Source organism: Ectopseudomonas oleovorans (assembly GCF_003052605.1).
Taxonomy (GTDB): Bacteria; Pseudomonadota; Gammaproteobacteria; order Pseudomonadales; family Pseudomonadaceae; genus Aquipseudomonas; species Aquipseudomonas oleovorans_A.
The window spans coordinates 1-16,141 of record NZ_QASO01000031.1 but is presented as its reverse complement, the minus strand read 5'-3'; the positions used below and the strand labels follow the sequence as shown (position 1 = coordinate 16,141).

At 60.7% G+C, this 16,141-nt stretch carries 15 protein-coding genes; 8 read left to right on the top strand and 7 right to left on the bottom strand.

The window, feature by feature from the left end:
- Positions 1–50: 50 nt before the first annotated feature.
- From crcB to DBO86_RS05225, 4 genes are all read right to left on the bottom strand, one after another.
- A complete protein-coding gene (gene crcB, locus DBO86_RS05240; protein WP_003460420.1) occupies positions 51–431 on the bottom strand; it encodes a fluoride efflux transporter CrcB in 381 nt (126 codons plus the stop codon).
- Positions 428–1,753, bottom strand: coding sequence for a replication-associated recombination protein A (locus DBO86_RS05235; RefSeq protein ID WP_003460421.1), 1,326 nt, complete (start codon positions 1,751–1,753; stop codon positions 428–430). The genes crcB and DBO86_RS05235 overlap by 4 nt, the downstream gene beginning before the upstream one ends.
- Positions 1,754–1,756: 3 nt before the next feature.
- Positions 1,757–2,383, bottom strand: a complete 627-nt coding sequence (gene lolA, locus DBO86_RS05230; RefSeq protein WP_074858396.1) for an outer membrane lipoprotein periplasmic chaperone LolA — start codon at positions 2,381–2,383, stop codon at positions 1,757–1,759.
- A gap of 121 nt (positions 2,384–2,504) precedes the next feature.
- Positions 2,505–4,913, bottom strand: a complete 2,409-nt coding sequence (locus tag DBO86_RS05225) for a DNA translocase FtsK (RefSeq protein WP_425266781.1) — start codon at positions 4,911–4,913, stop codon at positions 2,505–2,507.
- 192 nt (positions 4,914–5,105) lie between these two features.
- Between DBO86_RS05225 and trxB the strand changes: the two genes are divergently transcribed.
- The 4 genes from trxB to infA all read left to right on the top strand — a co-directional run bounded on the left by trxB (position 5,106) and on the right by infA (position 8,176).
- On the top strand, positions 5,106–6,056 hold the full coding sequence (gene trxB, locus DBO86_RS05220; protein WP_024308152.1) for a thioredoxin-disulfide reductase: 951 nt from the start codon (positions 5,106–5,108) through the stop codon (positions 6,054–6,056).
- Positions 6,057–6,111: 55 nt separating this feature from the next.
- Positions 6,112–6,792, top strand: a complete 681-nt coding sequence (aat, locus tag DBO86_RS05215; protein WP_074858399.1) for a leucyl/phenylalanyl-tRNA--protein transferase — start codon at positions 6,112–6,114, stop codon at positions 6,790–6,792.
- 54 nt (positions 6,793–6,846) lie between these two features.
- Positions 6,847–7,554: an arginyltransferase gene (locus DBO86_RS05210; RefSeq protein ID WP_003460426.1), complete on the top strand. Its 708-nt coding sequence runs from the start codon at positions 6,847–6,849 to the stop codon at positions 7,552–7,554.
- Positions 7,555–7,957: 403 nt separating this feature from the next.
- The gene (gene infA / locus DBO86_RS05205; RefSeq protein ID WP_002553999.1) at positions 7,958–8,176 is read left to right on the top strand and encodes a translation initiation factor IF-1; all 219 of its coding nucleotides are present in this window, start codon (positions 7,958–7,960) and stop codon (positions 8,174–8,176) included.
- Positions 8,177–8,271: 95 nt separating this feature from the next.
- Here the strand turns inward: infA and clpA are convergent, their stop codons facing one another.
- Positions 8,272–10,542 carry an ATP-dependent Clp protease ATP-binding subunit ClpA gene (gene clpA / locus DBO86_RS05200; RefSeq protein ID WP_108233147.1) on the bottom strand — a complete coding sequence of 757 codons (2,271 nt, stop codon included), beginning with the start codon at positions 10,540–10,542 and terminating at the stop codon, positions 8,272–8,274.
- Positions 10,543–10,571: 29 nt separating this feature from the next.
- Positions 10,572–10,934, bottom strand: coding sequence for an ATP-dependent Clp protease adapter ClpS (gene clpS / locus DBO86_RS05195; protein WP_003460431.1), 363 nt, complete (start codon positions 10,932–10,934; stop codon positions 10,572–10,574).
- Between the two features lie 231 nt (positions 10,935–11,165).
- On the opposite strand from clpS, the gene cspD reads away from it, so the two are divergent.
- Positions 11,166–11,435 (top strand): cold shock domain-containing protein CspD, encoded by a 270-nt coding sequence (gene cspD, locus DBO86_RS05190; RefSeq protein WP_003460433.1) that lies wholly within the window; start codon positions 11,166–11,168, stop codon positions 11,433–11,435.
- A gap of 66 nt (positions 11,436–11,501) precedes the next feature.
- On the opposite strand, the gene icd is transcribed toward cspD, so the two are convergent.
- Positions 11,502–12,758, bottom strand: a complete 1,257-nt coding sequence (icd, locus tag DBO86_RS05185) for an NADP-dependent isocitrate dehydrogenase (protein WP_084340203.1) — start codon at positions 12,756–12,758, stop codon at positions 11,502–11,504.
- A 359-nt stretch (positions 12,759–13,117) separates the two neighbouring features.
- Between icd and DBO86_RS05180 the strand changes: the two genes are divergently transcribed.
- The 3 genes from DBO86_RS05180 to DBO86_RS26460 all read left to right on the top strand — a co-directional run.
- Positions 13,118–15,346 carry an NADP-dependent isocitrate dehydrogenase gene (locus DBO86_RS05180; RefSeq protein WP_108233146.1) on the top strand — a complete coding sequence of 743 codons (2,229 nt, stop codon included), beginning with the start codon at positions 13,118–13,120 and terminating at the stop codon, positions 15,344–15,346.
- A 164-nt stretch (positions 15,347–15,510) separates the two neighbouring features.
- Positions 15,511–15,954: an NUDIX hydrolase gene (locus DBO86_RS05175; protein ID WP_108233145.1), complete on the top strand. Its 444-nt coding sequence runs from the start codon at positions 15,511–15,513 to the stop codon at positions 15,952–15,954.
- A 92-nt stretch (positions 15,955–16,046) separates the two neighbouring features.
- Positions 16,047–16,141 (top strand): hypothetical protein (locus tag DBO86_RS26460; RefSeq protein WP_244185501.1); only part of this gene is annotated, 95 nt, incomplete at its 3' end.

Here is a 16,141-nt window from a genome sequence, read left to right as displayed (position 1 = left end):
GCAGGCTGTTGAAAAACCACCTGCGCTCTTTTCAACAGCCTGCTGCCAGGTCAGGCAGCCAAACGAGCCAGGCTCAAACCTGCCCAGGCCGCCAGCAGACCGCCGATGATGCTGAACGCCAGGTAGCCGAGCGCCTCGACTGCGCGACCACCCTCGATCAGTTTCATGATTTCCAGGCTGAAGGATGAAAAAGTGGTGAAACCGCCCAAAACGCCGGTAATCAACCCCGTGCGCAGCTCCTGTGGAAGATCGGTACGCGTGAGGAACAGCCCCGAAAGCAAGCCGATCAACAGGCAGCCAACGAGGTTGACGGCAAAGGTGCCCAGATAAAAGTGCCTGGGCCAATTGCCCGCGACCCAGCTGGAAGCCAGAAACCGCAGCACCGAGCCAACCGCGCCCCCAGCAGCTACGGCAAGCGCGACGCGGATCATGGTGCTCTCCTCCGCCTTGGGCTCGCAGCGTCCAGGCTGCGCAAATGCAGCAGCTTGTCGCGAATCTTCAGCTCCAAGCCGCGCGGCACAGGGTCGTAGTACTGACGCGGCTGCAAGCTCTCGGGGAAGTAATCCTCGCCCGCCGCATAGGCATCCGGCTCATCGTGCGCGTAACGATATTCGTCACCGTAGCCGAGCTGCTTCATCAGCTTGGTCGGTGCGTTGCGCAGGTGCAGCGGCACCTCCTGCGAACCCTGCTCGGCCGCATCACGCATGGCTGCCTTGAAAGCTGTGTACACCGCGTTGCTCTTCGGCGCACAGGCCAGATAAACGATGGCCTGTGCCACGGCCAGCTCGCCTTCCGGGCTGCCCAGGCGCTCCTGCACGTCCCAGGCATTCAGGCACAGGGTCAGGGCGCGCGGGTCGGCGTTGCCGATATCCTCGCTGGCCATGCGCACCACACGGCGGGCGATGTACAGCGGGTCGCAGCCGCCGTCGAGCATGCGTGCGTACCAGTACAACGCACCATCCGGGCTGGAGCCGCGTACCGATTTGTGCAGGGCGGAAATCTGATCGTAGAAAGCTTCGCCGCCCTTGTCGAAACGGCGGCGGCTGTCGCCCAGCAGGTTCTGCAGCAGCTCCACCCCAATTTCGCCACCGTCCTCGGCCAGGTCTGCAGCGTTCTCGAGGAAGTTGAGCAAACGACGGCCATCGCCATCGGCGGCAGCCAGCAGAATCTGAAAAGCCTCGTCCGGCAGGCGTAGATGGCGTTCGCCCAGGCCTTTCGGGTCGGTCAGAGCGCGATTGACCAGCTTGCGCATCGCCGCCTCATCGAGGCTCTTGAGCACGTAGACGCGGGCCCGCGAGAGCAGCGCATTGTTCAGCTCGAACGAAGGATTCTCGGTAGTGGCACCAATGAAGATCAGCGTGCCGTCTTCCACGTAGGGCAGAAAGGCGTCCTGCTGGCTCTTGTTGAAGCGGTGCACTTCATCGACGAAGAGGATGGTACGCCGGCCATACTGCGCCGCGTGCTGCTGAGCCACTTCGACGGCCTGGCGAATCTCCTTGACCCCGGACAGCACGGCCGAGATGGTCTCGAAATGAGCATCGGTGACCTTGGCCAGCAGGCGCGCCAGGGTCGTCTTGCCCACCCCGGGCGGCCCCCAGAAGATCATCGAGTGCAAGGCGCCCTGCTCCAGCGCCTCACGCAGCGGTTTGCCCGGCGCCAGCACATGCTCCTGGCCGACGTACTCGTCCAGGCTGGTAGCACGCAAACGCGCAGCCAGGGGCTGCGCGACGGGTTGGCGACTGAACAGATCCACGCCTTACTCCTGGATGACGTCCGCACCTTCCGGAATGTCGAAGGTGAACTGCCCATCATCGACCGGCTCGTTCATCTTCACATTGAGGAACAGGATGTTGGTGCGCTGGCCGATGCTGTCGATCAGTTGCATGTCGTTGAGCACGCGGTTGCGGAACGACAGACGCAGGCTGTCGAACAGGCTGTCCTTGGCCTTGGGCTTGAGAATGAAGTCGACCACGCTGCCGCCTTCCTTGTAGTCGATCTCGAAGTTCTCGCGAATCTGCGAGACATCACCGGACAGCAGCAATGCCGGGGTATGGGTCAGGCGCTGGTCGAGGGTCTGGATGGTCACCTGCTCCAGATCCGGGTCGTACAGCCAGACCTTCTCGCCATTGGAGACCAGCAACTGCTCCATGGGTTGATCGGTGTGCCAGCGGAACATGCCCGGACGCTTGAGCGCCAGTTGCCCTGCAGTTTCCTGCAGTTGCGTGCCGCTGGCGTCGAGGGTCAGCTGCGAGAAGCGCGCACTGATGGTCTGGGCCTGGCCGAGTAGCTCGCTCAGCCGCTTGCTCGCCACCTCTTCATCGGCCTGTGCGTTCAGCAGGGTAAAACTCAGAGCAGCCAGCATCAGCAGGCGAATAACACGCATATAAACCCCTTGAGTCGAATGAGAACGGCGAAGCAACTGCACACCTCGCACTGCTCGGCAGCCCGGGCTGCCGTGAATCCTGTAGACCGCGAAATCAGCGGTTTATCCGTGACGGCAACACTCAGTCACGAGATGAACCGGGCGCCAGCACTTCGCGTGAGCCGTTGGTGTTCATCGAGCTGACCACGCCGGCCATTTCCATTGCCTCGATCATCCGCGCGGCGCGGTTGTAACCGATCTTCAGCTTGCGCTGCACGGCGGAAATGGAAGCACGGCGGCTTTCCAGCACGAAGTTGACGGCTTCGTCGTACAGCGGATCTTCCTCGCTGCCCTCACCACCCTCACCACTGCCGCCACCCTCGAAGCCGCTGCCACCTTCTTCGGCGCCGGCGAGGATATCTTCGTTGTAATCCGGCGCGCCACGCAGCTTCCAGGCCTCGACCACGCGATGCACTTCATCGTCGGAGACAAAGGCGCCGTGAACACGAATAGGCAAGCTGGTGCCGGGCGGCATGTAGAGCATGTCACCGTGGCCAAGCAATTGCTCAGCACCGCCCTGGTCGATGATGGTGCGCGAGTCGATCTTGCTCGAGACCTGGAACGCCATGCGGGTCGGGATGTTGGCCTTGATCAGGCCGGTGATCACGTCCACCGAGGGGCGCTGGGTGGCGAGAATCAGGTGAATACCGGCCGCACGTGCCTTCTGAGCGATACGCGCGATCAGCTCTTCGACCTTCTTGCCGACGATCATCATCATGTCGGCGAATTCATCGACCACCACGACGATGGTCGGCAACGGTTTGAGCAGCGGCGCTTCGTCTTCCATGCTTTCGCGGCGGAACAGCGGGTCAGCCAATGGCTCGCCAGCCTCGATGGCATCCTTGACCTTGCGGTTGAAGCCCGCCAGGTTGCGCACGCCCATCTTCGACATCAGCTTGTAGCGGCGCTCCATCTCGGCAACGCTCCAACGCAAGGCGTTGGCCGCTTCCTTCATATCGGTGACGACCGGGCAAAGCAGGTGCGGGATGCCTTCGTAAATCGACAACTCGAGCATTTTCGGGTCGATCATGATCAGCTTGGCGTCTTCCGGAGTCGACTTGAACAGAATCGACAGAATCATCGCATTCACGCCGACCGACTTACCCGAACCAGTCGTACCTGCAACCAGCAAGTGCGGCATCTTGGCCAGATCGGTAATCACCGGTTTGCCGCCAATGTCATGCCCCAGCGCCAGGGTGACCGGCGACTTGGCATCATCGTATTCGGGGGTCGACAGCACCTCGGAGAAACGCACGATCTGGCGGTTCTCGTTGGGAATCTCGATACCGACGGTGGTCTTACCCGGAATGACCTCGACCACACGCACGCTGGTCACGGCCAGCGAACGCGCCAGATCCTTGGCCAGGTTGGCGATGCGACTGACCTTGACCCCGGCAGCCGGCTGAATTTCGTAGCGGGTGATCACCGGGCCCGGGTGGATCGAATCCACCGCCACTTCGACGCCGAACTCCTTGAGCTTGATTTCCAGCAGATGGCCGACGCCCTTGAGCGACTCCGGCGAATACTCGACCTTCTTGGCTTCCGCCGGGTCGAGCAGGGAAATCGGCGGCAAGGTGCCTTCCACCGCGCTGTCAACAAACAACGGCGCCTGCTTTTCTTTCTGCACGCGCTTGCTAGGCTCTGGCGCCTTGACCACTGGCGGCGTGGCGATGACCGGCGCAGGGCGCTTCTCGCGCTCGCTCATGTGCTTGCTCAGCGACTCTTCGCGCTCGAGCAGACGCTCCTTGACCCTGGCCTGCTCACGACGATCCGGCACCACCGGCGCGGCCACCTCGATGACGCGTTCGTCCAGCTCGCGCAGCTGGATCTTCATCTGCTTGCGTTCGCTGCGGGCGTTCCACCAGCTGGTGATGGCACCGTGAATCAGCTCGAGCAGATCGAGGGTGATCTTGCCGGTCAGATCCATCACGCGGAACCAGGACAGGTCGGTGAATACGGTCAAACCGAACAGGAACAGCGCCAGAAAAATCAGCGTACTGCCCTGTACGTTCAGCGCATGCACGGCCAAATCGCCCAGGCTGGCACCCAGCATGCCGCCGCCGGAACCCTGCATGCCGGCCGCGGCGGCAAAATGAATGTCACCCAACGCTGCGCCGGAAAGAATCAGAAAGACCAGACCGATGCTGTGCCAGGAAAACAGCCAGCCATTCCAGTGCCAGGGTTGATTACGGGTGCGAAACACCTGCCAGGTCTTGGCGGCCAGCAACAGGGGGAAGATGTAGGCGAAGTAACCCAGGGCGCCGAACAACGCGCTGGAGAGCCAAGCACCAATACTGCCACCGGCATTGATGATGCGCTCGACCTGCACGCTGTTGTCCCAGGCCGGATCAGCCACGTTATAGGTCAACAGTGCCATCAGCAGGTACAGGCACATCGCGCCCAGGGCGATCAACGCGCCTTCCTTCAGTCGATACTGAAGCTTGTGGCGCCAGTCGGTAATCTGGGTGGTGGAATTCTTCAAAACAGCCATTTCCTGCGCCCTTGGCGCGTCCATCTGGTGGTTGATCACAAGCGGCTTATTGTAGGGCCAGCCTGACGCCGAGGCCAATTGCCAAGCTCCCGCACCCACCCTGCTTCGGTGTAGCATAGCCGCCAGCAGCTTCCATGCGGCTCAATTGGAGCACGCATTCTCTTTTGTGACAAAGGCTTATGGGGTTTTTTTATGAGCGAAGTCAAGCATTCCCGCCTGATCATCCTGGGTTCCGGCCCAGCCGGTTATAGCGCTGCCGTGTATGCTGCGCGCGCCAACCTGAAACCCGTCGTGATCACCGGCATCCAGCCTGGCGGTCAGCTCACCACCACCACCGAAGTGGACAACTGGCCGGGCGACGTCGAAGGCCTCACCGGCCCGGCGCTGATGGAGCGCATGCAGAAGCATGCCGAGCGCTTCGACACCGAGATCATTTACGACCACATCCATACCGCTGAGTTGCAGAGCCGTCCCTTCGTGCTCAAGGGTGACAGCGGCACTTACAGCTGCGATGCCCTGATCATTGCCACCGGCGCCAGTGCCCAGTACCTCGGCCTGCCATCGGAAGAGGCGTTTTCCGGCAAGGGCGTTTCGGCCTGCGCCACCTGCGACGGCTTCTTCTACCGCAATCAGGTGGTCGCCGTGATCGGCGGCGGCAATACCGCCGTCGAAGAGGCGCTGTACCTGTCGAACATCGCCAAGGAAGTGCACCTGGTGCACCGCCGCGACAAGCTTCGCTCGGAGAAGATCCTGCAGGACAAACTGTTCGATAAGGTCGAGAACGGCAACATGCGCCTGCACTGGAACCACACCCTGGATGAGGTGCTGGGCGACCAGAGCGGCGTAACTGGCGTACGCCTGAAAAGCACCCTCGACGGCAGCACCAAGGAGCTGGCCCTGGCCGGCGTGTTCATCGCCATCGGCCACAAACCCAATACCGAACTGTTCGTCGGCCAGCTGGACATGCATGACGGCTACCTGAAGATCAAAGGCGGCAGCGAAGGCAATGCCACTGCTACCAGCATCGAGGGCGTATTCGCCGCCGGCGACGTGGCCGACCACGTCTACCGCCAGGCCATTACCTCGGCCGGCGCCGGCTGCATGGCCGCACTGGACGTCGAGAAGTTCCTCGACAGCAACTGATGGACAAGGGCGAGCCGCCCCGCTCGCCCTCCCCCGCCCCAATGGACAAGCGCGCATGCTGACCTGGCTGCAACGTGACTCCCTGCAGTTCCCGCCACTGGCAAAAGCCATGCGCGAACCCAACGGCCTGCTCGCTGCTGGTGGCGACCTGAGCGCCGACCGCCTGATCAGCGCCTATCGGCACGGCTGCTTTCCCTGGTTTCAGGATGGCCAGCCGATTCTCTGGTGGTCACCCGATCCGCGTACCGTTCTGTTCCCCGAGGAGCTGCATGTCTCCCGCAGCCTGGCCAAGCTGCTGCGCCAGCAGCGCTACCGCGTCACCTTCGATCAGGACTTCGCCGCCGTCATACAGGCCTGCGCCGAGCCGCGCACCTACGCCGATGGCACCTGGATTACCCGTAGCATGCAGGAGGCTTACCTGCAGCTGCATGAGCGCGGCATCGCCCACTCGGTCGAAGTCTGGCAGGAGGATCAACTGGTCGGCGGGCTTTACGGCCTGGCGATGGGGCAGCTGTTCTTCGGCGAATCCATGTTCAGCCGCGCCGACAATGCCTCGAAAGTCGGTTTCGCCACACTGGTCGGCAAACTTCGAGACTGGGGCTTTGTACTCATCGACTGCCAGATGCCCACACAGCACCTGCGCAGCTTCGGCGCCAGGGCCATACCGCGCGCCAGCTTCGCCGAATACCTCAAGTGTCACCTCGATCTGCCCACCGGAGCAGATTGGCTCGCCTAGTCGATCTTCGCAGCCTGGCATACACTCTTTATCAGGCTTCCCCGAGACACCGCCATGACCGAGCTGGCCCGCCTGAAGTTCTATGCCACTCAACCCCATCCATGCAGCTATCTGCCGGAAGAACAGGCCACCACCCTGTTTCTCGACCCCAGCCAGCCCATGGATGTGCTGGTTTATGCAGAACTTTCGGAAATGGGCTTTCGCCGCAGCGGCGACCACCTCTACCGACCGCATTGCCAGCAGTGCACCGCCTGCATTCCTGCACGCATTCCTGCTGCGCGCTTCACACCTAACCGCCAGCAGCGGCGCATCCTCAAACGCAATGAAGACATCGTAATTCGCTGCGTGCGCCCGGCATTCACTGAAGAGTATTACGATCTCTACGTGGGCTATATCGAGCAGCGCCATGCCGATGGTGACATGTACCCACCGAGCCGTGACCAGTTCTCGACCTTTCTGATTCGCGACCTGCCGTTCTCACGCTTCTACGAGTTTCGTCTGCAAGGCAGATTGGTCGCCATCGCAGTCACTGACGTTCTGCCAAACGGTCTGTCAGCGGTTTATACCTTCTATGACCCCACCGAAGAACGCCGCAGCCTGGGGCGATTCGCCATCCTCTGGCAAATCGGCGAGGCCGAGCGCCTGGGGCTGGAGGCCGTCTACCTCGGCTACTGGATCAAGAATTGTCGGAAGATGAACTACAAGACCCAGTACCGCCCCATCGAACTATTCGTTAATCAGCGCTGGACACTGCTTACCTAGGGTCTGTTGCCGTTTCGCGCACGGCCGCGACGGAGCCAGTTTTTGCGTGGGGCTAGGCGCGAGACGCGAAGTTTGGTCGCCCAAATGAGCCGTCGAGTAACGACGTACCACGCAAAAACTGGCCGTCCCTTCGGGTTGCGCGGCAAATTACGCCATGCGTCGTTGCGGGATTTGGCAAGGGAACGACCATTACCTGCATCCCGCGCCTCGCGTGGCGCAATTTGGCGCAGCAACGCGGCTCGCGTCGAAACGGCAACAGACCCTAACCTCTCAGCCACCATCCCAGTCAGTTCGACACTCCAAGCCACTTGGCGCAGCCCACTGTTTTCGGGCACAATGCACGCCGCTTTTGCCTGGCGCCAGTTGCACCGGGCCATTTCCTGGATACCGAGGGCTTTACTGCATGTCGAAAGAAGACAGCTTCGAAATGGAAGGCACTGTCGTCGACACCCTGCCCAACACCATGTTCCGCGTGGAGTTGGAAAACGGGCACGTCGTTACCGCGCACATCTCCGGCAAGATGCGCAAGAACTACATCCGCATTCTCACTGGTGACAAGGTGCGCGTTGAGCTGACGCCTTATGACTTGAGCAAGGGCCGCATTACCTACCGCGCCCGTTAAGCCAAGCACCAAACGAAAACGCCCGGCATATGCCGGGCGTTTTCGTTGACTTACTGAAAGCCACCAGGGCTTTCAGTGCACTTGAGGCCATTCGATCAGGCGACCTCTGCCGCCGTCTCGAACTCGAAGCTGGGCTCGCCACCCTTGATGTCGATGTGCACCACACCGCCATGCTCGGCCAGCTCGCCGAAGAGGATTTCCTCCGCCAGCGGACGCTTGATCTTGTCCTGGATCAGGCGTGCCATCGGTCTGGCCCCCATCATCACATCGTAACCGCGCTCGGCCAGCCAGCTGCGCGCCGCATCGCTGACTTCCAGCGTGACACGCTTGTCTTCGAGCTGCGCCTGCAGCTCGGTGAGGAACTTGTCGACGATGCTCTTGATAGTTTCGTGACTGAGACGACCAAACTGGATGATAGTGTCCAGACGGTTGCGGAACTCCGGCGTGAAGCTCTTCTTGATGACTTCCATGGCATCGGTGGAGTGATCCTGCTGGGTGAAACCGATCGACGCACGCGAAGCGGTTTCCGCACCGGCGTTGGTGGTCATGATCAGGATCACGTTGCGGAAGTCCGCCTTGCGTCCATTGTTGTCAGTCAGCGTGCCGTGGTCCATCACCTGCAACAGCAGGTTGAAGACTTCCGGATGCGCCTTCTCGATCTCATCGAGCAACAGCACGCAGTGCGGCTGCTTGGTGATCGCCTCGGTCAGCAAGCCACCCTGGTCGAAACCAACGTAACCGGGCGGCGCACCGATCAGGCGCGACACGGTGTGACGCTCCATGTACTCGGACATGTCGAAACGCACCAGCTCGATACCCATGGCCTTGGCCAACTGCCGCGCCGCTTCGGTCTTGCCCACGCCCGTGGGGCCGGCGAACAGGAAGGAGCCGACCGGCTTGTCCGGCGCCTTGAGTCCGGCGCGCGACAGCTTGATCGCAGTGGCCAGCGAGTCGATGGCAGCATCCTGGCCGAACACGGTGAGCTTGAGATCACGCTCCAGGTTACGCAGCAGTTCCTTGTCGGAACTGGAGACATGCTTCGGCGGAATCCGCGCGATCTTGGCGACGATATCCTCGACCTGTGCTACCTCAATACGCGCCACGCGCTTGTCTTCCGGCTGCAGGCGCTGGTAGGCGCCGGCCTCGTCGATGACGTCGATGGCCTTGTCCGGCATGTGCCGATCATTGATGTAGCGCGCAGCCAATTCAGCCGCTGCACGCAGGGCTTCGTCACTGTATTCGATGTGGTGATGCTGCTCGAAGCGCGCCTTGAGCCCCTTGAGAATGCCGACGGTGTCCTCTACCGAAGGCTCGACCACGTCGACCTTCTGGAAGCGTCGCGCCAGCGCACGGTCCTTCTCGAAGATGCCGCGGAATTCCTGGAAGGTGGTGGAACCGATGCAGCGAATCTCACCCGAGGACAGCATCGGCTTGAGCAGATTGGAGGCATCCATGACCCCGCCCGACGCCGCGCCAGCACCGATGATGGTGTGAATCTCGTCGATGAAGAGGATCGCATGCGGCCGCTTGCGCAGCTCATTGAGCAGCGCCTTGAAGCGCTTCTCGAAGTCGCCGCGGTACTTGGTGCCGGCCAGCAGCGCACCGAGATCCAGAGAATAGACCACGCTGTCAGCCAGCAGGTCGGGCACCTGCTCGTCAACGATACGCTTGGCCAGGCCTTCGGCGATGGCTGTCTTGCCGACACCGGCCTCGCCTACCAGCAGTGGGTTGTTCTTGCGCCGACGCGCGAGAATCTGCGCAACACGCTCGACTTCATGCTCGCGACCGACCAGTGGATCGATACGTCCCTGACGAGCCAGTTCGTTGAGGTTGCTGGCGTAGGCATCCAGCGGATTGCCGGATGCTGAGGACTCACCGCCCTCCTCATCCTGCATGTCCTGATCATTTTCGTGGTGATCGCCATGCCCAGGCACCTTGGAGATGCCATGGGCGATGTAGTTGACCACATCGATGCGCGCCACGCTCTGCTGCTTGAGCAGGAACACGGCCTGACTTTCCTGCTCGCTGAAGATCGCCACCAGCACGTTGGCGCCGGTCACTTCACGCTTGCCGGAGCTCTGCACATGGAAGACAGCACGCTGCAGAACGCGCTGGAAGCCCAGAGTCGGCTGGGTTTCGCGGTCTTCATCGTGCTGAGGAATCAGTGGCGTGGTGGAGTCGATAAACTCCTGCAGATCGTGGCGCAGCTTGTCGAGGTTGGCCCCACAGGCCCGCAGCACACTGGCGGCTGCCTCGTTATCCAGCAAGGCGAGCAGCAGGTGCTCGACCGTCATGAATTCATGACGCCTGGCACGGGCCTCCTTGAAAGCCAGATTGAGGGTGACTTCGAGCTCTCGATTCAACATAGCTTCACCTCATACCCAATTGGCCGGCGTTAACCGTCCTTCTCTATTTCACAGAGTAGCGGATGCTGGCTCTCTCGCGCGTATTGGTTGACCTGCATTGCCTTGGTCTCCGCAATATCACGGGTGTACACACCACACACCGCACGCCCTTCTGTATGGACGGCCAGCATGATCTTGGTCGCCAACTCCCGGTTCATGCCAAAAAACGTTTCGAGCACTTCGACAACGAAATCCATCGGGGTGTAGTCGTCATTGAATAAGACCACCTTGTACATCGGTGGCGCCTGCAATGCTGGCTTGGATTCCTGAACAGCGATACCAGAGGAGTCATCCTCATGCTCTGCCGGGTGATCCTGATTGAATGTTAGTCGAATCTGGCTACTTGCATGCATGCTGAAATCAGAGGTTCAGGGCCGGGCGAACGGGGATGCTAGAAGGAGTTTGACTGAGTTCTCAGCCATCCGCCGTATAGCCTTGACTAACGGCAAAAGGGTGTTACAACAAATGAGTACCCATACGCGGGTATCAGGGATTCCGCACCTTCGCCCAGCCTGGTCGGTTATCGCGCGGAATCAGGGTGGATGATACTCCAGAGATGGAGTCCTTTGCAGAGGGATATCAGCATGCTCAGCGGTAAGGTCAAGTGGTTCAACAACGCCAAAGGTTATGGATTCATCCTGGCCGATGGCCGAGATGAGGACCTGTTCGCCCACTACTCGGCTATCCAGATGGACGGTTACAAAACGCTCAAGGCCGGCCAACCGGTTCGCTTCGAGATTGTGCAAGGCCCCAAGGGCCTGCATGCCATCAATATCAGCGCGGTTACCGCCAACCAGGGCGCCCCAGCGGCCTTACCCCAGGCGCACACTGTCGCGAGCCCTGTCGAAGCCTGAGCATTCTGGCAAATCGTCACGAAAAGGCCGGTCATTTGACCGGCCTTTTTTCACACCTGAATCAGCCTACATATGGCTGATCATCGCATCGCCAAATTCGGAGCATGACATCAACTTCGCTCCTTCCATCAGGCGCTCGAAGTCATAGGTGACCGTCTTCGCAGCGATGGCGCCATTGGTGCCCTTGATGATCAGATCGGCAGCCTCGGCCCAACCCATATGACGCAGCATCATTTCGGCAGAAAGGATGATCGAGCCCGGGTTGACCTTGTCCTGGCCAGCGTACTTGGGCGCCGTACCGTGCGTCGCTTCGAACATGGCCACCGAGTCGGACAGGTTGGCACCCGGCGCGATGCCGATACCCCCCACCTCGGCCGCCAGCGCATCGGACAGATAGTCGCCATTGAGGTTTAGGGTAGCGATCACGTCATATTCAGCCGGACGCAGCAGAATCTGTTGCAGCATGGCGTCGGCGATCACGTCCTTGACCACGATATTCTTGCCGGTGCGCGGATTCTTGAACTGCATCCACGGGCCGCCATCGAGCAACTCGGCACCGAATTCCTCACGGGCAATCTCGTAGCCCCATTCCTTGAAGGCGCCTTCGGTGAACTTCATGATGTTGCCCTTGTGCACCAGGGTCACCGAGCTGCGGTCGTTATCGACTGCGTACTGCAGCGCCTTGCGCACCAGGCGCTTGGTGCCCGCTTCGGAGACCGGTTTGATGCCGATACCGCACATGTCGGTAAAGCGGATCTTCTTGACGCCCATCTCCTCGGTGAGGAACTTGATGACTTTCTCGGCTTCAGGGCTGCCGGCCTTCCATTCGACGCCGGCATAGATGTCTTCGGAGTTCTCGCGGAAGATCACCATGTCCACGTCACCCGGTTTCTTCACCGGGCTGGGCACGCCCTCGAACCAGCGCACCGGGCGCAGGCAGACATAAAGGTCGAGCTCCTGGCGCAGGGCTACGTTCAGCGAGCGAATGCCACCACCAACGGGCGTGGTCAGTGGGCCTTTGATCGAGACCACGTAATCACGCACGGCCTCGAGGGTTTCTTTCGGCAGCCAGGTGTCCTGATCGTAAACCTGAGTGGCTTTCTCGCCGGCATAAACCTCCATCCAGGAGATCTTGCGGGCGCCGCCGTAGGCCTTCGCCACCGCAGCGTCGACCACCTTGATCATCACCGGGGAAATATCGACACCAATACCGTCACCCTCGATGAACGGGATGATCGGATTGTCTGGAACATTCAGCGACATATCGGCGTTAACGGTGATTTTGTCACCGCTGGCTGGCACCTGGATCTTTTGGTATCCCATGCTGGACTCCATCTTGTGGTTAGGCAGTATGCATCTCCGAGAGTAGCGCAAACCGCTCAAGGAGACACATGTGCAAAGGTCTTATGCAACTGGGCATTCTGTGGCGAGGCGTCGCAGTGGTATACTGCTTAGGTGACTAACGAGTCATAAGGGGCAGCCTGCCTGAACCAGGCAGCAACCTCTTGCAACCGGTACACGGCCACCACTGTCTGCCGGCTCGAAATGCTCGACACTCTACGGGTGCATCCAACATCACCGCGGCGAGTCCTCGACCCAGCCCCGCCATCATGGGGCTCAAGCGCCTACCCGCGCAGGTCGAGTTTCTATGCGCGCTCAGCAAAGAAGAGAGTTAACCCTAAATGTCCACCCCTTCGAAGATCATCTACACCTTCACCGACGAAGCTCCGGCCCTCGCTACCTATTCGCTTCTGCCCATTGTAGAAGCCTTTGCCGCCTCGGCTGACATCTCCGTTGAAACCCGCGACATCTCTCTTGCTGGACGGATCCTGGCAAGCTTTGCCGACCGCCTGGACGCCGACAAGCGCATCGATGACGACCTGGCCAAACTGGCCGAGCTGACCCTGCAGCCGGACGCCAACATCATCAAACTGCCGAACATCAGCGCCTCCGTACCTCAGCTCAAGGCAGCCATCGCCGAGCTGCAGGCTCAGGGCTATAACATTCCGGACTTCCCGGAAGATCCGCAGAACGACGAAGACAAAGAAGTTCGCGGCCGCTACGCCAAAATCCTGGGCAGCGCCGTGAACCCGGTTCTGCGCGAAGGCAACTCCGACCGCCGCGCCCCGGCCGCGGTCAAGGCCTATGCCCGCAAGCACCCGCACAGCATGGGCAAGTGGAGCATGGCTTCGCAGTCCCACGCCGACTACATGCGCGGCGGCGACTTCTTCTCCAGCGAGCAGTCGATCACCATGGCCAAGGCCGGTGACGTGCGCATCGAGTTCGTCGGCAAGGACGGCAAGGTCGAGGTCAAGAAACAGCTCGCCCTGCAGGAAGGCGAAGTGTTCGACAGCATGTTCATGAGCTGCCGCAAGCTGCGTGACTTCTTCGAGAAGACCCTGCAAGACTGCAAGGAAACCGGCGTGATGTGGTCCCTGCACGTCAAGGCGACCATGATGAAGGTCTCCCACCCGATCGTCTTCGGCCACGCCGTCAGCGTTTACTACAAGGACGTGTTCGACAAGTACGGCGATCTGTTCAAGGAACTGGGCGTCAACCCGAACAACGGTATCAGCAGCGTCTACGACAAGATCAAGTCGCTGCCAGCCTCGCAGCAGGAAGAAATCCTCCATGACATCCACGAGGTCTACGCCCATCGCCCGGAAATGGCCATGGTCGACTCGGTCAAGGGCATTACCAACTTGCACATTCCGAGCGACGTCATCGTCGACGCCTCGATGCCGGCAATGATCCGCAACTCCGGTCAGATGTGGGGCAAGGACGGCAAGCAGAAAGACACCAAGGCCGTCATGCCTGAGAGCACCTACGCTCGCATCTATCAGGAAATGATCAACTTCTGCAAAACCAATGGTGCGTTCGACCCGACCACCATGGGCACCGTGCCAAACGTCGGCCTGATGGCGCAGAAGGCCGAGGAATACGGCTCCCACGACAAGACCTTCGAAATGACCGCCGACGGCACCATGCGCGTCGTGGCTGCCGACGGCACCGTGCTGATGCAGCACCAGGTCGAAGCCGGCGACATCTGGCGCGCCTGCCAGACCAAGGACGCGCCGATTCGCGACTGGGTCAAGCTGGCCGTTACCCGCGCTCGTCAGTCCAACACCCCGGCCATCTTCTGGCTGGACCCGGAGCGCGCCCACGACCGCGAGCTGCAGAAGAAGGTCGAGTTGTACCTCAAGGATTACGACCTGAGCGGCCTGGACATCCGCATGATGGGCTACAACGAAGCCATCCGCGTATCCATGGAGCGCATGATCCGCGGCCAGGACACCATCTCGGTGACCGGCAACGTACTGCGCGACTACCTGACCGACCTGTTCCCGATCATGGAACTGGGCACCTCGGCCAAGATGCTGTCCATCGTTCCGCTGATGGCTGGCGGCGGCATGTACGAAACCGGCGCCGGCGGCTCGGCACCCAAGCACGTACAGCAGCTGGTCGAAGAGAACTACCTGCGCTGGGATTCCCTGGGCGAGTTCCTGGCCCTGGCCGTCTCGCTGGAAGAAACCGGCATCAAGACCAACAACGCCAAGGCCAAGGTACTGGGCAAGACCCTGGATCAAGCCACCGGCAAGCTGCTGGACAACAACAAGTCCCCGGCGCGCAAGGTCGGCGAGATCGACAACCGCGGCAGCCACTTCTACCTGGCCCTGTACTGGGCACAAGCCCTGGCCGAGCAGAATGACGATGCCGAGCTGAAAGCCCGCTTCACCCCGCTGGCCAAGCAACTGACCGAGCAGGAAGCGACCATCGTCGCCGAACTGGCTGCCGTACAAGGCAAGCCGGTCGACATCGGTGGCTACTACCGCTCCAACCCCGAGCTGACCAGCAAGGTGATGCGCCCCAGCGCTACCTTCAATGCCGCTCTGGCTGCACTGAATGCCTGATAAGGCTTGAGTGTCAAAAGAACCCCGGCCTTGCGCCGGGGTTCTTTATTTATGGATCTGGACAATCTTTGTAGGAGCGAGCTCTGCTCGCGAAGCCGTTTTTCGCGAGCAGAGCTCGCTCCTACAAAATCCTGCACGCTGATCGTTTTTTTGGAGCACCGAAAATGGAGTGGCAACCCCATATCACCGTGGCCACGGTGATCGAAGATGATGGCCGTTTCCTCTTCGTCGAAGAGTTCAAGGCCGGCCGCCTGGTACTCAACCAGCCGGCCGGGCACCTGGAAGCCAATGAATCGCTACGCGAAGCCGCACTGCGCGAGACGCTCGAGGAAACCGGCTGGGACGTCGAGCTCACCGCCCTGCTCGGCATCTACCTCTATACCGCACTAAGTAATGGCGTGACCTATCAGCGCGTCTGCTTCAGCGCCCGCCCCGTGCGCCATGACGCCGAGCGCGAGCTGGATAGCGACATCAGCGGCATCACCTGGTTGACCCGCGATGAGCTGGCCACCCAGCCCGAGCGCTGGCGCAGCGAGCTGGTACTGCGCTGCGTGGATGATTACCTGGCCGGTATCCTCCGCGGCTCGCTGGAGCTGGTGCGCGACTAAGCGTAGCCCAATGAGATGGACTCCTCCCTCCTACGGCGTCATTGCGCCAGACTGTAGGTTACGAAACAAACAATCCCGGAGGGGGAGCCCGCATGAAACTTAAACGCATAGGCGTGGATTTGGCAAAGCAGGTTTTTCAAGTTCATGGTGTCGACAGCCATGAGCAGGTCAAATGCCGCAAGCAACT